The organism is Hyphomicrobium sp., assembly GCF_003987855.1.
Lineage (GTDB): Bacteria > Pseudomonadota > Alphaproteobacteria > Rhizobiales > Hyphomicrobiaceae > Hyphomicrobium_B.
Genome location: NZ_RXIZ01000008.1, coordinates 127,252 through 144,655 on the forward strand (window position 1 = coordinate 127,252; position 17,404 = coordinate 144,655).

General features: G+C 59.8%; 16 protein-coding genes. 8 read left to right on the forward strand and 8 right to left on the reverse strand.

Features of this window, described 5'->3' with window-relative positions:
- The first annotated feature begins 66 nt into the window (after positions 1 to 66).
- Positions 67 to 660: a YceI family protein gene (locus tag EKK30_RS07845; protein WP_290982850.1), complete on the forward strand. Its 594-nt coding sequence runs from the start codon at positions 67 to 69 to the stop codon at positions 658 to 660.
- Positions 661 to 743: 83 nt separating this feature from the next.
- Positions 744 to 1,487 (forward strand): peptide-methionine (S)-S-oxide reductase MsrA, encoded by a 744-nt coding sequence (msrA, locus tag EKK30_RS07850; protein ID WP_290982853.1) that lies wholly within the window; start codon positions 744 to 746, stop codon positions 1,485 to 1,487.
- Between the two features lie 26 nt (positions 1,488 to 1,513).
- On the opposite strand, the gene EKK30_RS07855 is transcribed toward msrA, so the two are convergent.
- The 3 genes from EKK30_RS07855 to EKK30_RS07865 all read right to left on the reverse strand — a co-directional run bounded on the left by EKK30_RS07855 (position 1,514) and on the right by EKK30_RS07865 (position 7,042).
- On the reverse strand, positions 1,514 to 2,692 hold the full coding sequence (locus EKK30_RS07855) for a type III PLP-dependent enzyme (RefSeq protein ID WP_290982856.1): 1,179 nt from the start codon (positions 2,690 to 2,692) through the stop codon (positions 1,514 to 1,516).
- A 266-nt stretch (positions 2,693 to 2,958) separates the two neighbouring features.
- The gene (locus tag EKK30_RS07860) at positions 2,959 to 5,268 is read right to left on the reverse strand and encodes a DUF4384 domain-containing protein (RefSeq protein ID WP_290982858.1); all 2,310 of its coding nucleotides are present in this window, start codon (positions 5,266 to 5,268) and stop codon (positions 2,959 to 2,961) included.
- A 514-nt stretch (positions 5,269 to 5,782) separates the two neighbouring features.
- Entirely contained in the window at positions 5,783 to 7,042 is a 1,260-nt protein-coding gene (locus tag EKK30_RS07865; RefSeq protein ID WP_290982861.1) for a threonine ammonia-lyase, read from the reverse strand.
- 156 nt (positions 7,043 to 7,198) lie between these two features.
- Here EKK30_RS07865 and EKK30_RS07870 point away from each other — a divergent pair, with 156 nt between their 5' ends.
- Together EKK30_RS07870 and EKK30_RS07875 are read left to right on the forward strand one after the other, a co-directional pair.
- Complete coding sequence (locus tag EKK30_RS07870; RefSeq protein ID WP_290982864.1) at positions 7,199 to 7,936, forward strand: hypothetical protein; 738 nt, start codon at positions 7,199 to 7,201, stop codon at positions 7,934 to 7,936.
- Positions 7,937 to 8,048: 112 nt separating this feature from the next.
- On the forward strand, positions 8,049 to 8,924 hold the full coding sequence (locus tag EKK30_RS07875; protein ID WP_290982867.1) for an NAD(P)-dependent oxidoreductase: 876 nt from the start codon (positions 8,049 to 8,051) through the stop codon (positions 8,922 to 8,924).
- A 28-nt stretch (positions 8,925 to 8,952) separates the two neighbouring features.
- Here the strand turns inward: EKK30_RS07875 and EKK30_RS07880 are convergent, their stop codons facing one another.
- The 3 genes from EKK30_RS07880 to EKK30_RS07890 form a co-directional block, all read right to left on the reverse strand.
- On the reverse strand, positions 8,953 to 9,447 hold the full coding sequence (locus EKK30_RS07880; RefSeq protein ID WP_290983332.1) for an Lrp/AsnC family transcriptional regulator: 495 nt from the start codon (positions 9,445 to 9,447) through the stop codon (positions 8,953 to 8,955).
- Between the two features lie 128 nt (positions 9,448 to 9,575).
- Entirely contained in the window at positions 9,576 to 10,187 is a 612-nt protein-coding gene (locus EKK30_RS07885; RefSeq protein WP_290982871.1) for a glutathione S-transferase, read from the reverse strand.
- A 10-nt stretch (positions 10,188 to 10,197) separates the two neighbouring features.
- Complete coding sequence (locus EKK30_RS07890) at positions 10,198 to 10,629, reverse strand: thermonuclease family protein (protein WP_290982874.1); 432 nt, start codon at positions 10,627 to 10,629, stop codon at positions 10,198 to 10,200.
- Between the two features lie 268 nt (positions 10,630 to 10,897).
- On the opposite strand from EKK30_RS07890, the gene EKK30_RS07895 reads away from it, so the two are divergent.
- From EKK30_RS07895 to EKK30_RS07910, 4 genes are all read left to right on the forward strand, one after another.
- Complete coding sequence (locus EKK30_RS07895) at positions 10,898 to 12,532, forward strand: HAMP domain-containing sensor histidine kinase (RefSeq protein ID WP_290982877.1); 1,635 nt, start codon at positions 10,898 to 10,900, stop codon at positions 12,530 to 12,532.
- Positions 12,533 to 12,557: 25 nt separating this feature from the next.
- Positions 12,558 to 13,253 (forward strand): TIGR02281 family clan AA aspartic protease, encoded by a 696-nt coding sequence (locus tag EKK30_RS07900; RefSeq protein WP_290982880.1) that lies wholly within the window; start codon positions 12,558 to 12,560, stop codon positions 13,251 to 13,253.
- A gap of 44 nt (positions 13,254 to 13,297) precedes the next feature.
- The gene (locus EKK30_RS07905; RefSeq protein ID WP_290982883.1) at positions 13,298 to 13,870 is read left to right on the forward strand and encodes a TIGR02281 family clan AA aspartic protease; all 573 of its coding nucleotides are present in this window, start codon (positions 13,298 to 13,300) and stop codon (positions 13,868 to 13,870) included.
- Positions 13,871 to 13,977: 107 nt separating this feature from the next.
- Positions 13,978 to 15,483, forward strand: a complete 1,506-nt coding sequence (locus EKK30_RS07910) for a phosphomannomutase/phosphoglucomutase (protein ID WP_290982886.1) — start codon at positions 13,978 to 13,980, stop codon at positions 15,481 to 15,483.
- Positions 15,484 to 15,528: 45 nt separating this feature from the next.
- Here the strand turns inward: EKK30_RS07910 and EKK30_RS07915 are convergent, their stop codons facing one another.
- Both EKK30_RS07915 and dusA read right to left on the reverse strand, forming a co-directional pair.
- Positions 15,529 to 16,359, reverse strand: coding sequence for a sulfite exporter TauE/SafE family protein (locus tag EKK30_RS07915; protein WP_290982888.1), 831 nt, complete (start codon positions 16,357 to 16,359; stop codon positions 15,529 to 15,531).
- 8 nt (positions 16,360 to 16,367) lie between these two features.
- A complete protein-coding gene (gene dusA / locus EKK30_RS07920; protein WP_290982891.1) occupies positions 16,368 to 17,372 on the reverse strand; it encodes a tRNA dihydrouridine(20/20a) synthase DusA in 1,005 nt (334 codons plus the stop codon).
- Positions 17,373 to 17,404 lie beyond the last annotated feature (32 nt).

Sequence of the window (17,404 nt, forward strand, 5' to 3'; positions counted from 1 at the left end):
TGTTCCGTAGGGAACTGCTGCAATAGATGCGCCGCTCCATTCTTGTAACCTTTTCGGAGGGGCAAAATGGGAATGCCATCGATCCATGCGGGCAGCGTGTTCGCTGCCGCCGCTTTCGGCTTGGCCGGTCTCCACGGTGCTGCCCAAGCCGAGAGCTATGTCTTCGACACGCGGAGAACAGAAGTCCGCTTCTTCTATGTCATGGGCCTCGCCAAACAGAAGGGCCATTTCGGTCAGGTCAACGGGACACTGCAGTATGACGACGGCAAGCTCGATCAAAGCCGCGTCACTGCGACGGTCGTAACGTCGAGCCTCTCGACCGGCGAACCTTTCGTCGATGATGAACTGAAGGGGAGCGACTTTTTCAACGTCGCCGTTGCTCCAGCGATGACCTTCAAAAGCCGCAGCGTGCGCGCGACGGGGGATGACACCGCGGAGATGACTGGCGATATAACGCTGAACGGCATTACGCGTCCGATCACGTTTGAAGTTTCACTTCGGCCGCATTCGGATCCGGCTTTGAAATATAGCGCCGGCGCCCGACAGTTTAAGGCGACGGGCAGCGTCAAGCGCAGCGATTTCAACATGGTCGCCTACCAGACAATGGTCGGAGACACCGTCGATCTTGAGATCGATGCCATTGTCCGGAAAAAGCGCTGATCTGCTGGTGGCGCTCGGCGTAACGAACGGCTGCGGGCCAGCGAATATGGCTGTGCGAATTCCACCGCCTACGGAGTGCTCCCATGTCGAATGATCTCAAGCGGTTTTGGCGCGCTGACCGCCTTTTCTACTCGCTCACAGCGATAGCTGCTGTCCTCGCGCTGATCAGCGTGCTGGGAAACGTTCGCGTTGCCGCCGAAGAAGGCTTACGTTTGCCGCCGCCGGTGCTCGATGAGCAGGCAAAGCAGAACGGCGCATTGGAGACGGCGGTTTTTGCGGGCGGCTGCTTTTGGGGTGTGCAGGGCGTCTTCCAGCACGTGCAAGGCGTGCGCAACGCTGTTTCCGGTTACACCGGAGGAGGCGCGCAGGATGCGCATTACGAGGTTGTCGGCAGCGGGACGACCGGACACGCGGAATCCGTGCAGGTGACCTTCGATCCGAGCAAGGTGAGCTACGGCAAGCTGCTTCAGATTTACTTTTCGGTGGCGCACGATCCTACGGAGTTGAACCGCCAGGGCCCCGACTCGGGAACGCAGTACCGCTCCGCGGTCTTTCCTATGACCGATGAGCAAGCCAACGTCGCGAAGGCCTACATCGCCCAGCTCGACGGAGCTCACCTCTTTTCACAGCCGATCGTCACGACGATCGAACCCGGTCGCACCTTCTATGCGGCTGAAAATTATCATCAGAACTTTCTGACGCTCAATCCGAACTATCCTTACATCGTGATCAACGACATGCCGAAGATCGAGAATCTCAAGCGGTTGTTCCCGGAGACATACCGCGAGCAACCCGTGCTCGTATCGCTCGCCAAGGCGTCGAACTGAGGCGGGCGCCGCGCCCCCTCAGCCGGTCATGCGTTGCGAGCGATCGGCTCCAGATCTTGCGTATAGATCGAATACATCGGCTCGTCCTGAAGGATGACGTCGATGTATTCGCCGTAACCGTTGAAGCGCGTTCCCATCGCCCGCGCATAGGCTCCGAGGTTACCGATCTCGATGTAGTCGCCTTCGCGCACGGAAGCGGGCAGCATGAACGGCCCCTTCATGTGATCGATGGAGTCGCACGTCGGCCCCCAAAGCTCGAAAGGCTCGAGGGGTTCGTTGGGATCGAGACCCGGGCGGATTAAACGGACCGGGAAGACGAAGCCGAGGTGCGCGCTGTCGAATAGTGCGCCGTAGGAACCGTCGTTGATGAAGAGTTGATTGCCCGGCTTTCGCAGGTCGACCTTCACAATCAGGCTTTCAGCTTCAGCCACGAGGGCGCGGCCTGGCTCGCAGATGAGACGGCAATCTTCTGTTACGGGCATGTTAGCCATCGAAGATTTGATGACCTCGATGAAATCCGAAAGCCGTGCCGGCACGCTGTCGGTGTAACGCGAGGGGAAACCGCCGCCGATGTCGATGGCATCGACGACGACGCCCGCCTTGACGATGTGCTTCTTCACTTCCTCGAACGCCATTGCATAGGCGTCGGGCGTCGTGGTCTGAGAGCCGACGTGGAACGTGATGCCGAGTTCATCGGCTGCTTGCCGCGCTTTGACCAGCAGGCGCTGCGCCTTCTGACCAGAAATACCGAATTTATGTTCAAGCGGCACGCGGCTGTTCTTCGCGGGCACGGCCACGCGCACGAACAGTTCGAGGTCCTTGGCGCCTTCCGTCTCTTCGATGATCTTCTGCAGTTCGTCCTCGGTATCGAGAGCGAAGCATTTGATATCGTAATCGAAGTAGGCGCGGCGGATCGCGTACCGCGACTTGACCGGATGCATGAAGTGCAAGCGAACACCAGGGATCGTCGCGGCATCCTCGAGTTCGGCGACGGAGGCGACGTCGAACTGCTTAATGCCGGCGCCATAGAGCGCGCCGAGGATGAATACCGAGCTGTTCGCTTTGTAGGCGTAGGCGACTTCACCGGGGAAGTTGTTGATGAACCACCGGGCGGCACGGCCAGCGGCGTGGGGACGCGCGGCGAAGACCGGAAGATCCGGCTTCATCTCCGTCACCATCTCGAGGGCGGTGGCAAACTTCTCCATCGCGAAAGAACCTCCTGAGGAAGAGCTATCCGGTTTCGCGCGCGGTAGCCGAGCGATGTCGGCTCTGGATACAATATTGAAGGGGTGCATTTAGGTACCTCGGCTGCCGCTGTAAAGCCTTTCCGAACCCAAACGCCCTCCAAGGTTGCCGGATTCTATCCGGAAGGCGAGTGGCGGAATGCGATTGGACCGCGCAGCGATGCGTTTGGGCATCTATGCGTGCGACAGTTTCGTGAAAGTGACCGCTTAAGCGTCGTTTGGTGGCGCTAGCGGGGACTTAAGACCAGTACCGCTCGGCCGTCGCGCAGCGGTGTGCCGCTCGCCAAATCCGGGCGCGGCGCCTCGACCCGCTCTCCGCGCGCTTGACGACGTTCGATTGCCCCGGTGCGGGCGAGGCGCGCGCTCTCGGCCTTCTCGGGGCTCGCGCGCATTTCCCAATCGGTCACCAGCGTGTCGCGGATGAAGTTGTCCCAGTTCCCAAGCACCGTGAAGCGCTGACGCTCAAAATCATGTTCGATGCCCACGGGCGGCGCAGACCTTGTCGAGCATCGGCCGAGGATCGTCTCACTTCCTTGGGCTTTATAGCGAAGTTGAAAGGTGGCATCCGGCGGCGGGATGCTGATCGCTTTGTCGGCGGTCAGCAGGTTGTCGGTCTGGAAGTCGCTCGGAAAAAGAACGGTCGCTACTCCGTCCGTATCAACGCTGATGACCGTCAGGTAGCAGTCGCTGTCGGCCTCCGCCTTGATCGTGATGAGATCGCCGGGAGCCGGTCTCGGCTTATCGAGCCATAGCGTGAGGCCGATGTCTGATTTCACCTCGCGCAAAAAGCCGGCGGAAGATTCTTGTTTCGGAACGTCGATGCCCTTCAGGAGCGAAAAAAGCCGTTCAAGGTCTGGCCGCGACAGTACTCCGTGGAGAAGGCGTCTCGCGAGAGGAGCGGCAGGGCCCTTCGCGTTCGTGAGTTGGTTCAAGAAGTCCTTGCGCTCAAGTCCTGTTTCACCCAGCGCGACTTCGAAATCAGCTCCCTCCCGATAACGCCGAGCGAGACCCGAGATCAGTTCTTCGCCGTGGATCGTCATGGCTAAGTCAACGCCGGCGGCCTTGGCGGCGGAGCGATAGCGATCGGTGCCGCCAAGCATCAATAAAGCGTTCTCGCTATCGGTACCAAAGAGCGGAAGTGCGGCACGCCGGTCGGCTAACATCGGGGTGGAGCCGATATCGACGGGCCCCGCGCCACGGAAGTCGTCTTTCGCTTCGACGAGCCCGCGCGTGTGGCAGGCGAGACAATTGTTTCCCGCTTTGGTCGTCGGCTCTACTGCGTTGGCTTGGACGCCCGCATAGGGTTTTTCGATACCGGGCAGAACGCGGTCGATGCGATTGCCGTTGGCATCGAACAGAGCGAACGCGTAGAAGCCGTTTGGAAGCTCGAGCAGCGCGCGTATCTCGTCCGGCTTAAAGGCGAGCGGCGCGCTCGTCGCTGACTTCGGGCCTAGCGGACGCTGAAAAATATTCTGCTCGCCGGTACTCGTCGCAAAGTCGTAGACCAGCCACAGCCCTGCCCGGCTTCCCGGGTGCCGCTCGATCAAACGATTTCCGCGTGTCACCGTGCTCGCACTTACAGCGATCCGGCGGACCGATCCCGCGCGGATGTCAGTTTCGATGTTCGTGCCATTGATTGCAGCAAACTCCGAGAGCTTGGGCGGAATTCCGAGGAGCAGGTAATACAGCGGTGTTTCGCCTGCCGCAGCTGCCAGCCAATCTCCGTTGACGATGACCGCCTTGCTGCCTGACACTTTCGAAACGTCAGGTGCAACGCCGTGGGCGAGCGCTGGAGGATAGGCGTCCTCGATGAGTTTCCAGCGTTCCTGCGTCCAACCGAAATCCGCTAGCCGAAACGACAGGACGGTTCCCGCCGCATCGAGAGGCGTCAGCTTCGCTGGTTCTCGGCCCCACGAGAGGCTGTTCATCAGTTTGTTGAGCGCCGCGACATAGGCCGTCATTTCTTTCGGCGTGGCGCAAGAATTATAGAGATGGACGAGCGACACGAAACGCACATCGCCCGCCTGATCGCGCTCGAGACGTTGCGCATCGCGCATCATCGCGTCCACGTCGGCGGGGCGTACAAGCTGCCGCGACGAGCATGTTTGCGCATCCGGCGGCAGATCCTCGATCCAACGCCGAACGGCAAGAATGTCGTCCGGCTGCGGTTCGGCCGCGGGGGGCGAACCAAGAAAAATGTCGAGCGGCGCGTGTCGTGTCTCGAGAACATCATAAAGCCTCGAGGCGTCGGGAATGCCTGGCTTGACGAGGACTGGATCGCGCGCCAGTTCATCGACGGCCAGAATGTTGGCGATGCCGCCCGATGCGAGCGGCTGTTCGAGACGTCCGGTTTGATGGCACCGCGCGCAGTAGGTTTCGAAAATGCCATAGGCCTTCGCGGCACGCGGGTCGCTGGGGCGTGGAGGCACGGCGGCTGTTACAGCTGGAGAATCCGCAAGAACCTTTCCGGCCAGCGAGGCAAGACCAAGCGAGGCGACGAGCAGCACGGCATAACTGCGTAGTGATCGCTGCTTCACGTCTTACTTCCCGCTCGCGGCATGCGCCGCATCGTAAGCGCAAGCGGGGGCGCCATCGTGGCGGCGGAGAGCGATCGTGGGACGCGACATTTCCAATTTCGGTACGCCTCTTAACGGCGTCTTCAGAGAGGTTTAACGGGGTATTAAAATCAGCGTTTAGCGATTAGTCATCATGAGCGTTGGAATTCGACGCTTCGCTCGACTTCGGTTACAAGAGCCTTACTTCAATTGCAGAGCGCAGGTCGTTCCCATGGACCTTAAGGCAGCAAGTGCTCAAAACTATCGCATCGACGTTTTGACACGCACGCTTATGGCGGTGTGCTTCCTGGCTACCGGATCAATCTTAATTGCGGCTCTTGCATTTGACCAAATGCATCACGACAACTCCATTCGATCGTTTTCCATCGCGAGCAAGTTTTTCCTGAAGTAGCGAACTCTCTTCCGATCCCTCTCTGATCCCGTCCTATCCTTGGGTCCTACGCCGAAGCGCAGGGCCCATTCTTTTGTGGGCCGCTCAAGCCGCGCCAGCACCCGTCGCGCTTTTTACCATCACGACGTAACCCGCCTCCTTGAGACCGTTCACGACCTGCTCCAGATGAACGCGGTCTCGCGTTTCGATGACGAGATGCAATTCCGTGCCCTTTGCAGGAACGTCGGTAAAGACGCGCTGGTGATAAACCTCGACGATATTGGCGCCGACACTGCCGATCACACCCGAGACTTTCGCAAGCTGGCCGGGACGATCCGGAAGATCGATTGCCAAGCGGGAAAGGCGGCCGTCACGGGCAAGCTCGCGGGTCAGGACGCTCGCCAGCAAGCGTGTGTCGATGTTGCCGCCGCAAAGGACGAGGCCGATCTTGCGGCCCTTGTAGAGGCGGTTGGCGCCGATCAGCGCAGCCAATCCAGCGGCCCCTGCCCCCTCGACCACCGTCTTCTCGATCGTGATCAGCAGGGACACAGCACGTTCCAGATCGGCCTCCGAGACGAGAAGTATATCGTCGACCAATGCCTCGATGATCTGCTGCGTCAAAGTCCCGGGCGTTTTAACCGCGATGCCTTCAGCTAGCGTATCGCCGCCAACGGGGAGCGACGACTTCTTCACCGCGTTGAGCATCGAGGGATAAAGCTGCGCTTCGACGCCTACCACCTTGATTTTCGGATTGATGGCCTTGGCAGCGATCGCCATGCCTGAGATCAGACCGCCGCCGCCGATCGGCACGATCAGGACTTCAAGCTCAGGTGCCACGGCCAGCATTTCGGTCGCGACGGTGCCCTGGCCAGCGATAACTGCCGGATCGTTGAAGGGGTGGACGAATGTCATCCCCCTCTCATCGCCATAGGCAACGGCGAAAGCGAAGGCTTCTTCGAGGGTCTGGCCTTCAAGAATGACGTGAGCACCGTGGCTCCGCGTGTTCTCGACCTTAATCGTCGGCGTGGAGGCGGGCATAACGATCGTTGCCGGGATATTCAGGCGGTGCGCATGGTAGGCGACGCCCTGCGCGTGATTGCCGGCAGACATGGCGATGACGCCGCTGCTGCGTTCCGCGTCTGAGAGGGACAGCAGCTTGTTGAGCGCGCCTCGTTCCTTGTAGGACGCCGTAAATTGCAGGTTCTCGAACTTTAGCCAGATTTCGGCGTTGAGAAGCGTGCTGAGGGTCCGGCTCGGCTCGAAACGTGTGGGTATAACGGCGCCTCGGATCGCTTGAGCCGCATGGACCACATCGCCATAGGTTACTGCTAGGGGTGAAGTGTCACGTTTCGCCAAATTTGTCATTATCGTCCGGCAGGTTTAAGGAGGCACTTTCCTTAGCATATGGCTCGCGGGCGCAGGGCATGTCCACGCCCACATTCTGCCTTTGAGCACTTTGCTTTGGTTTCGCCTTTACCGGCGAGACAATGTCGAACTGATTTGCCGGCCCGGAGAACTGGAATGGACCGACCGCACCTGAAGTTGATCCTCGCTGTCGCGGCGTTGTTGGCGGCCATGGCGACACCTTCGGTGGGCCAGCAGTTCCAATACACACCATACCGCGGGTTCAACAACACGGGTCAACCCAATGACCCGCCTCCGGACAACTACTCCGCGACCCATCCGAGTGGCGTTGGCACAGGGGGCTACGACGCCAACGCGGCTTCGTCAGCACCATCGCCGTCCGGGGAGGCACGCCAATCGTCGCCTTCCGACGCGTATAGCAGTCGCCGGGCTGCAGCAGCGCCGGACGCCTCGCCCCCGCCACCGCAAACCGGCGGCAGCTATTCTCCCTCCGGCGACGTTTATTCTCCGCCACCGCGAGGCGCCTATTCCCCATCTGAGGACGTCTATTCCCCCTCACACGTGGGCCGGGGGGCGCCACCGCCGGACGACACGGCCGGTGGCCGCAAGTACGCATCGAACTTGCCGCGTGTCGAAGTCCAGGCCGCAGCACCGGACGACGGCTTACCATTCGAGGTTCGCCAGCATGACGCTCGCCGGGCCGCGATAGAAGGGTGGAGCAGTAAGGTCGCCAACCGTTACGGCCCGGAATTTTCGCAATGGGGCGTCGCTGCGGGCAAGCACGTCGACTGCCATCCCGATAGTCGCGACGGCATCGTCTGCACAGCAAGCGCTCAGCCTGTACGGGGCGGCCGCGGTGGCGGACCTGCCGCGCCGGACGATTACCGCAATTGATTTCGCTTCAAAGCCGAAGATGACGCGGCGACGGCAATCGGCTGTTGATCGGAGCTCGTCTTTTTGCCATTGCGAAAGCCGAGGGGCTCAATAGCCGGACAGGATTGGCATTATGGCAAGAGTGGCTTGGTTGGGATTGGGCGTCATGGGTTATCCCATGGCTGGCCACTTGAAGGTCCGCGGCGGCCACGAGGTGGTTGTCTACAATCGTAGTCCGGCGAAAGCGGAAAAGTGGCAAAAGGAATTCGGCGGAACCGTTGCGGCCACGCCGGCAGAGGCCGCGCGCGGCTGCGATGCCGTTTTCTCCTGCGTCGGCAACGATGATGACTTGCGCAGCGTCACGACGGGATCGGACGGCGCGTTTCAGTCGATGGCCGCCGGTTCTCTCTTCATCGATCACACGACGGCATCGGCGAAGGCTGCTCGTGAACTTGCCGCAGATGCGGAGCAACGCGGATTTCATTTTCTGGATTGCCCTGTCTCGGGTGGGCAGGCTGGTGCGGAAAATGGCGTGCTCACGGTAATGGCAGGCGGCGAGGAGGCTGCCTTCAAGAAAGCGGAGCCGCTGATCTCCTGCTTTGCGCGGGCCGTGCGGCTGATGGGCCCGTCGGGTTCGGGCCAACTCGCCAAAATGTGCAACCAAATCGCCATCGCTGGGCTTGTGCAGGGCTTGGCCGAGTCCATCCACTTCGCCGAATGCGCAGGGCTAGACGTGACAGCACTTATCGAGACGATCTCGAAAGGGGCGGCGCAGTCATGGCAGATGGAAAATCGATGGAAGACGATGCACGGACGTAAGTTTGACTTTGGCTTTGCGGTCGATTGGATGCGCAAGGACCTCGCGATCTGTTTCGATGAAGCCGCTTCCAACGGCGCCGATCTCTCGGTGGCGAAGATCGTGGACGGGTTCTATCGGGAGGTGCAGTCGCTGGGCGGGAGCCGTTGGGATACGTCAAGCCTGATCGCGCGCCTGAAACCCAAGACGTGACGTTGAGGCGTGATCGGCCCCAAGCTCGTCAGGCTTCCGCGCGTTCGCTTCGTCCCTTCTCGGTGATCGCGAACTGCAAGGGCAGCGCAGTCGTATACTTGATCTGTTCCATCGCGAAGGCGGATGAAACTTTTGCGATGTCCACTCGGGAAATCAGCTTTTTGTAGAACGCGTCGTAGGCGGCAATATCGGGGACGGCGACGCGAAGCAGATAGTCGATCTCGCCCGACATGCGGTAAAATTCTACGACCTCCGGAAATTCTGCGACTGCCGCATGAAATTTCTCAAGCCAGTTGAGCGAGTGCTTGTCTGTCTTGATGGAGACGAAGACCATCACACCGGCATTCACCTGCTCCGCGTCCAGGATCGCGACGCGCCGTTGGATGACCCCGGATTCTTCGAGCTTTTGCACGCGTCGCCAGCAGGGCGTGGTCGATAATCCCACCTCTTTGCCGATGTCGGCTACAGGGCGCGTGCAATCCTGCTGCAGGATGCGCAGAATTTTGACGTCCATATCGTCCAACATGCGAAGAGTCTCCGGTCACGAAAAGAGATTTTTAAAGATCATCGATTTCGTAGAATTATTGTGCTTGGCTGGCTCAAAGTCAATAAAACGCGGGCAATATTTTCCCCGGAGCGCAAAGGGGTAGGTTAAGCCTTCGCGCTTGGGCGGCATGAAACCTCCGCATGCCAGCGCATGATGTTGTCGAACCTTTCCGGTTTGCCGAGGCGCGCAGGCTTCATGAAGTCGACGGTGACAAGGGCCGTGATGTCCGCGACGGAGTAGTCGCTGCCGGCGATGAAGCGGCTGCCCCCCAATCGCTCATCAAGGCGGCACAACTCCGACGTTACCTTTTCTTTGTTGGCCTCGCCCCACTCACGAATTTGAGGAACTTCGAGATGCGCCATTTTCGGATGAAGATGCCGAAAGACGGCGAATACCGCATTGGAGAGACCCAGCTCGACGCGCCGGTTCCACATCTCGACCTCGGCCTTGCCTATGGGACCGACGCCGAACAACGGCGGCTCCGGCGCGATCTCCTCGAAATACCGACAGATCGCGATCGTTTCGCAGATTGCCCGGCCGTCATCGAGCACGAGAACGGGAACGCGATGCCAGGGGTTCAGCATGGCGAACTCGCCTCCCTTGAGATCCTCCGTCATCATGTTGCGCTCTTCGCGCGGAACAGTGATGCCTTTCTCGGCAAGGAAGATGTTGACGCGCCTCGGACTTGGCGCAGCGTGCGTTTCGATGATGCGCATTAAATCGGCCTCATCTGGCTTCATCCGCCACGTTGCCGGCGCGCCAGTCGCGCGGGTTTTCGAAATCTCCGGCCCAAATACCCGCCTTCGACGATCGGGCCGCTTGCTGCTCGCTGTCGAAAGCACCGTAAGCGACGGCCATGCCCGTGGATACCATATGAGCATTGAGATCACGGCCATTGGCAACGCAGTTGCCAAGCAATCGGCCATAGACGTCGCGCTCGCTGATCCGGCAGGTGACTTCGTTGCCGCCAATGGCGCGAGCTAGTTCATCGCGAGCGGCAACGCCGCATTTCCAAGAAACACCGGCGCGGCCGCACTCCTGTTTCCATTCCGGCGCATCGATACCCTTCAGGCGGACTTCCTCGTCACCGACCCACAGACTGTCGCCATCGAACGGATCAGCCCTGCCGGTGACCGACGGCGGGAAGGGGTCGCCCACATGCGGGGCATTCCACCTACTCCGATGATGACCGAAAACGATCAGGATAGCGGAAAAAATCAATAACAGGCCGAGCCTTACGTACGAAGCTCGGCTCCGCCGCAAAGGCCTGCCCTTCCACGTTCTCGGACCACGGCCGCGATATGGTTGCATCGTCAATTTTTGGCTCTTGGGCGAAGCATTTAAGGCTTGCTTTAACGAATTGCCGCCAATTTACCAGCGCGCCCCGGCCGATGCCCCAGCGCTTCATGGGATTGCGACAACCGGTATGGACGATCACGCCAACAGCATCGAACCGGCCGCCGTAAAGCCGTCGCGTCCGCCACGATCTGCGCAATCCAGGAATGAGTTAAAATCATTCCGGGAGAAGCTGTCGCAAGGCGCCCCAACCAAGCCAGAGTTCGAATACGAGCTGCTGACGATGTTCGCGCGCAACGAGACGAGCGCGCCCTTCGCCATGCCGGCCCTGTGCTTCATTTTTTACATAACGTCGATGTTCTGGGCGTCGTTCGCCGAGGCTACGACCTGGATCGCGATCGTCTCGATTTCGCGCGTCTACATGTTGGATCAATGCCGCCGGTTGCTGTCGATCCCTCGTACCGAGGTGAACGTCAGGCAGTGGCAGCGGCACTTTTTCCGCATCGAACTCGTCAACGGCTCCGCTCTTGCAGCCTTCGCCCTGATCGGGATGACGATACAGAACGACAACATTGCCATGTCACCGGCAACGTTCTCATCACATGTTTTCATCTTCGCGACGTTGATGGTCGTGCTGGCGATCCGAATGACGTTCGCGTCGACACTGCCGCAGCTTTTCCTTGCTGGCACGGTGCCGATGACGGCAGCCGTGGCCGTCCGGCTTTTTACCCTCGGTGATCCCTTCTATTTCGCACTCGCGTCGATGGCGATCGGCATTCATGTCTTCTTTGTTTACCTCGCTCGCGGCCTGCATTCGACGGCTTTGGCGATGGTGGAGTTTCGCGCCGAGAAGGATAGCCTGATTTCGGAGCTCGAAGAGGCGACGGCCATTTCTGATGAAGCGCGGCGGCGCGCGGAAGCCGCCAATAAAGCGAAATCGCGCTTCCTCGCCACCATGAGCCACGAGCTGCGGACGCCGCTCAACGCCATCATGGGATTCTCGGAAGTGATGGAAAACGAGTTGCTGGGTCCGATCGGCAGCGACGTCTATCGCGACTACGCGCACAACATCTACCAGAGCGGCGATCACCTCCTCTGCATCATCAACGAGATTCTCGATCTGTCGCGGATCGAAGCCGGCCGCTACGATCTCAATGAAGAAAAAGTCACTCTCACCGATATCGTTGAAGACTGCGAGCGGCTCGTGAAGATCAAGGCCGATGCAAAGGCCCTCATGATCGTCGAAGATTTCGCGCCCGATCTGCCGCAAATCTGGGCGGATCCGCGGGCTCTCAGGCAGATCTGTCTCAACCTTTTGTCTAACGCGTTGAAATTCACGCCGCGAGGCGGACGCATCACTCTCATCGTCGGCCATACGGAAGACGGCGGCCAGTTTCTTACCGTGGCCGATACCGGTCCCGGTATTCCGAAGGACGAAATTCCCCGCGTGCTGCAGGCTTTCGGTCAAGGATCCCTTGCGCACGAAACTGCTGAGGGTGGCACGGGGCTCGGCTTACCGATTGTTCAAAACCTGATCCATCTTCATGGTGGCACGTTCGATCTGCATTCGGAGCTCCGCAAGGGCACGGAAGTGACGGTCACGATCCCACCTCAACGTGTGATGAAGCCCAACTCAACTCTTAACCCGGCCGGACAAGATCGCCTTCGCGAAGCAGGGACGCGGCCGCCGCGTCAGTCGCGGATGCGTGCCACCACTTCCTATAATCCCGACGCGTCTTACCGGCTGGCGGGCGATGTGCGTTGAATGCCGACGTTGAGAGCGTAAAGCGATGATGCTTTTCTCGATAATTTTTGTTGCTCTTGGCTTGGCTGGAATTGTCGGCGCCACAGTTTTCGGCGGCCTCAGCTTTACTGCCATCCCGGATCTGCCCGCCGCGGGATCGGTTCTAGCCATCCTTGTTGTTCTCTATCTGGCAACGCTTCTGAGCCATCGGGGGGAACGCGGACTTGCGTTTTGGCCGACACTACTCGCGTGTCTCTCCGGCGCAGTTCTGGTGGCAGGCGCGTATAACAAGAACGCTTCGCTGATGTTTTCGGATCTTCTCAGTCGCGCCAAGACCGCAGACGAGACACCCGCCCTTCCCTACAGCGGTCCAGCGTCTGTTCGCGTCAGGCGCAGCGATGACGGAAGCTTCTTTGCGAACTCGGAAATAAACGGTGCCACCATGTCGGTGCGCATTGATAGCGGGGCCGCCACGGTCGTTCTGAAGCAGTCGGATGCTGAAAGAGCCGGCATCGACCTTTCCGGGCTCAACTTCGACACGCCTTTAAGAACTGCGAACGGAACGAGTTATCTTGCGCCCGTCAGACTCAAATCTGTGCGCATCGGTCCCCTCGTCATGCACGACGTCGAGGGACTTGTTGCTCGCGCGGGGAGTCTTAACGAAAACTTGCTCGGTACAAGTTTTTTAAGACGTTTGGCGTCCTATGAGGTTGCCGGGAATTTCGCGACGCTCCGGCAGTAGCTTGGACCGTGCGCGTCAACGGCGCTGGCAAGAGGTGACCTGAAATGTCATCGGCAACCGTCAATCTGTTCGCGTCGTTCGCACTTGCTGGCCTCGGTGCCGCTGGACTTGCCTATACGCTCTCGCACCCTTCCCTCATCGCCGAATTTTTCGAGGACGGTAGACGCCCCTCGGCGATCGCTTCCGGCGCTGAGAATGCAACTAAGATCGACGACCAGGACGCGGATGCCGCGGCCCGTGTTCAACCTGGAACAATAACCCTGCCAGCAGGTCATAACGGCCACTTTTTCACTGCTGCTGAGATCAATGGCCGAGATATCGATGTCATGGTCGATACGGGGGCAACGCTCGTCGCGCTGACCTACGATGATGCGGCGAGAGCAGGAATCTTTGTCAAGCCGTCCGACTTCACCCAAACCGCCCAGACCGCCAATGGCATCACTCGGGTGGCGCCTGTGACCATTTCCCAGGTTCGAATTGGCGACATACTTGTGCGCAACGTGAGCGCCGTGGTGTCACATCGCGGGGCCTCGGAGCGCACACTTCTCGGCATGTCGTTTCTGGGCCGGCTGTCGCGAGTCGAAATGCGCGGCACTACGCTCGTTCTAGAAGAGTGACTATTCCACTTTTCCGCCCCGAACATTGCTGATAGAGCGGCGCCTGGAACCCCGCGCTTATGTGAGCGCGTTAGGTCCCCGAATGAACAAAGTTCGAGGAGAACCGCATGCTGCCTAAGCCGCGCGCCGACCTGAAGCCAAATACTGCAGACTTCGAGCGCTTCCCGCTCGTCAAGCCGACCGGTTTCCGTGAATACGACGCGCGCTGGCTGTTCCCCCAGGAAATCAACCTGATGGGGCTCAATGCGGTTGGTCTCGGAATGGCAACGCTCTTTGCGCGCCGGGGGGTGCCCAAGCGTATCGTCGTCGGGCACGACTATCGTTCCTACTCGGCGGCCGTGAAGCAGGCGCTGATGACCGGGCTGCTCGCCGGTGGATGCGAGGTGCACGATATCGGCCTCGCCCTGTCGCCAATGGCGTACTTCGCGCAGTTCGAACTCGATGTTGAAGGCGTCGCGATGGTGACAGCCAGCCACAATGACAACGGCTGGACCGGCATCAAGATGGGGTTATCGCGACCGCTGACGTTCGGGCCGGACGATATGTCGGAATTGAAGTCGATTGTTCTCAACGGCGACTTCGAGGCGAAGACGGGCGGCCGCTACATTTTTGTTCCCGATCTCGCCGAACGCTACGTGAAGGCCCTGACCAATCGCCCGAAGCTCAAGCGGCACCTCAAGGTCGTGGCCGCGTGCGGGAACGGTACGGCCGGCGCGTTCGCGCAGCAGGTGCTGGAAGGAATCGGTTGCGAAGTCATTCCGCTCAACACCGACCTCGATTACACCTTCCCGAACCATAATCCGAACCCTGAAGACATGAAGATGCTGCACGCGGTGTCCGCCAAGGTTCTCGAATCCGGCGCCGACGTCGGATTGGCATTCGACGGCGATGGCGATCGATGTGGCGTGGTAGCCAATGATGGGCACGAAATCTTCGCCGATAAGGTCGGCGTGATGCTGGCGCGCGATATATCAGCAATCCACAAGAAGGCGAAGTTTGTTGTCGACGTGAAGTCCACTGGTCTTTTTTCGACGGACCCGGTGCTGATCGCGAACGGCGCAACGACGAGCTACTGGAAGACGGGGCACAGCTATATCAAGCGTTACAACTTCGAGCACAAAACGCTTGTCGGCTTCGAGAAGTCGGGACACTTCTTCTTCAACGAGCCGCTCGGCCGAGGCTATGACGACGGCTTGGTGTCTGCCATAGCAGTGTGCGACATGCTCGATCGCAGCCCGGGCAAATCCGTCGCCGAGTTGCGTGATGCGTTACCCAAGACGTACGGCTCGCCAACGATGTCGCCGCACTGCGACGACGAGAAGAAGTATGGCGTTGTCGATCGCATCACCGAGCATTATCAGCGTCAGAAGGATACCGGCGGACTCGTCGCAGGCCAGGCCATTCGCGACCTGATCACCGTCAACGGCGTGCGTGTGATGCTGGAAGACGGCACCTGGGGTCTCGTGCGCGCGTCGTCAAACAAGCCCGAGCTCGTGGTCGTGGTGGAAAGCCCGACTTCGGAAGCCAACATGAAGGCGATCTTCAAGGACATCGATCAGCAGCTTTCGCGCTTCCCCGAGGTCGGTGAATACAATCAGAAAATCGCCGTCTAGACGCTCTAGGCCGGCGATGCTGCTGATGCCGTCGCCGGCATCTGGTTACGCGAGCAGGGTCCAAAGAAATCGGGCCACAACGGTCGTGATGAAGACTGCGAACGCGAGTTCGAGCGTGCGCTTCGACAAGACATGCGCCAGCTTCACCCCATAAGGCGCGGCGAGCACGGCAATGGGCGCAACGACGAGCGCGCCAAGATTGACGTAACCAACCGAGAGCGGTGGTAAGCCGTGCTCACCCCATCCAGAGATTATGTAGCCCGCAAGCCCAGGAATAGCGATCACGGCGCCTATGCCGGTCGCCGTGCCGACCGCTCTCAACAGCGTCATGCCGTGCAGCGTCAGCAACGGGACCGTGAATGTCGCGCCGCCGATACCCATGAGCGTGGAGATCAAACCAATCACAAATGCGGCCATCTCAAGCCACGGCGGCCTTGGAAGCACACTCGAGATTTTCCAGTCGTCACGGCCGAGAAACATCTTCAACGCGAGTGCCGTGCCGAAGAAGACCCAGATCCATCGCAGGAACTCGCTGCTTGCATAAGACGCGATCACGATGCCTGCGACGACGCCCAGGAAGATCCAAGGGCCCATGCGCTTCACGACGTCGATATCGACGGTTCCGCGGGCGCGAAACGCCGAGAAGGACCGAAACACGGTCGGTGCAATGACGCCAAGCGTTGTTCCAAGCGTGACGTGCATGCGGATGTCTTCCGATACGCCCGCCGCGCCGAAGACCTCATAGAGGACAGGCACCAACACGCCGCCGCCCCCAATTCCGAGGAGACCGGACAGAAAGCCGGCGAGCGCTCCAGCGGTTGCCAGAAACGCGAGCAGCTCAATCAAATACTGAGTGGAGATACCCGACACCGTCATCAGCGGGCTCAAGCGGCGTCAGGCTGATCTTGAGGAAGTCCGCCATTCTCGGCCAAAGCGATCGCTTCTTCGAGGACGTTCGCTCCCGCATCCGGTCGCGTGGCCCTTTCACTCAGCAGACGGCGAAAGGCGCGGCCGCGCGGGCGGCCGTGATAAAGTCCGAGCACATGCCGCGTGATATTCGATAAGCGGCCGCCGCTTGCGATATGACGGCTCGCATAGGGAAGCAATTGCGTGAGAGCATCGCCGCGCGTGGTTCCGCTCCCAGCCTCGCCGAATATCTCAGAGTCCACATCAGCAAGCAGGTAGGGGTTTTGATATGCGGCCCGCCCCAACATGACACCGTCCACATGCTCCAGATGCTTTTGAGCATCCGCGATCGTCTCGATACCGCCGTTGATGATGATCGTGAGTTCGGAGCGGCGCGCCTTCAGACGATACACGCGATCGTAGTCGAGCGGGGGGATCTCGCGGTTTTCTTTCGGAGAGAGCCCTTTCAGCCAGGCTTTGCGTGCGTGCACGACGAAGGTGCTGCAGCCCGCGGCCGCAACGGTATCGATGAAACGCGATAGATCCGCTTCGGCATCCTGATCGTCGATGCCAATGCGACACTTGACGGTGACCGGCAGCGGCTGGCTCTGAAGCATCGCGGAAACGCATTCAGCGACAAGGTCCGGCTCTGCCATGAGACAGGCGCCGAAGCGCCCTTCCTGGACACGATCGGAAGGGCAGCCGACGTTCAGGTTGATTTCGTCATATCCGAACGCGGCTGCGATGCGCGAGGCCTCTGCCAGCTTATCCGGAGCTGAACCTCCGAGTTGTAGAGCAATCGGGTGTTCCTCACCCGAGAAACCAATGAGCCGCTCGCGATCGCCATGAATCACGGCGTCGGCGGTAACCATCTCCGTATAGAGCAGCGCGCGCTTGGTAAGCGTGCGATGGAAGACGCGGCAGTGCCGGTCCGTCCAATCCATCATGGGGGCAACGCTGAATCTATGGGATTGATAATTCATTCAAAAACTCAGGATCTCGTGTCCGTCGGGAC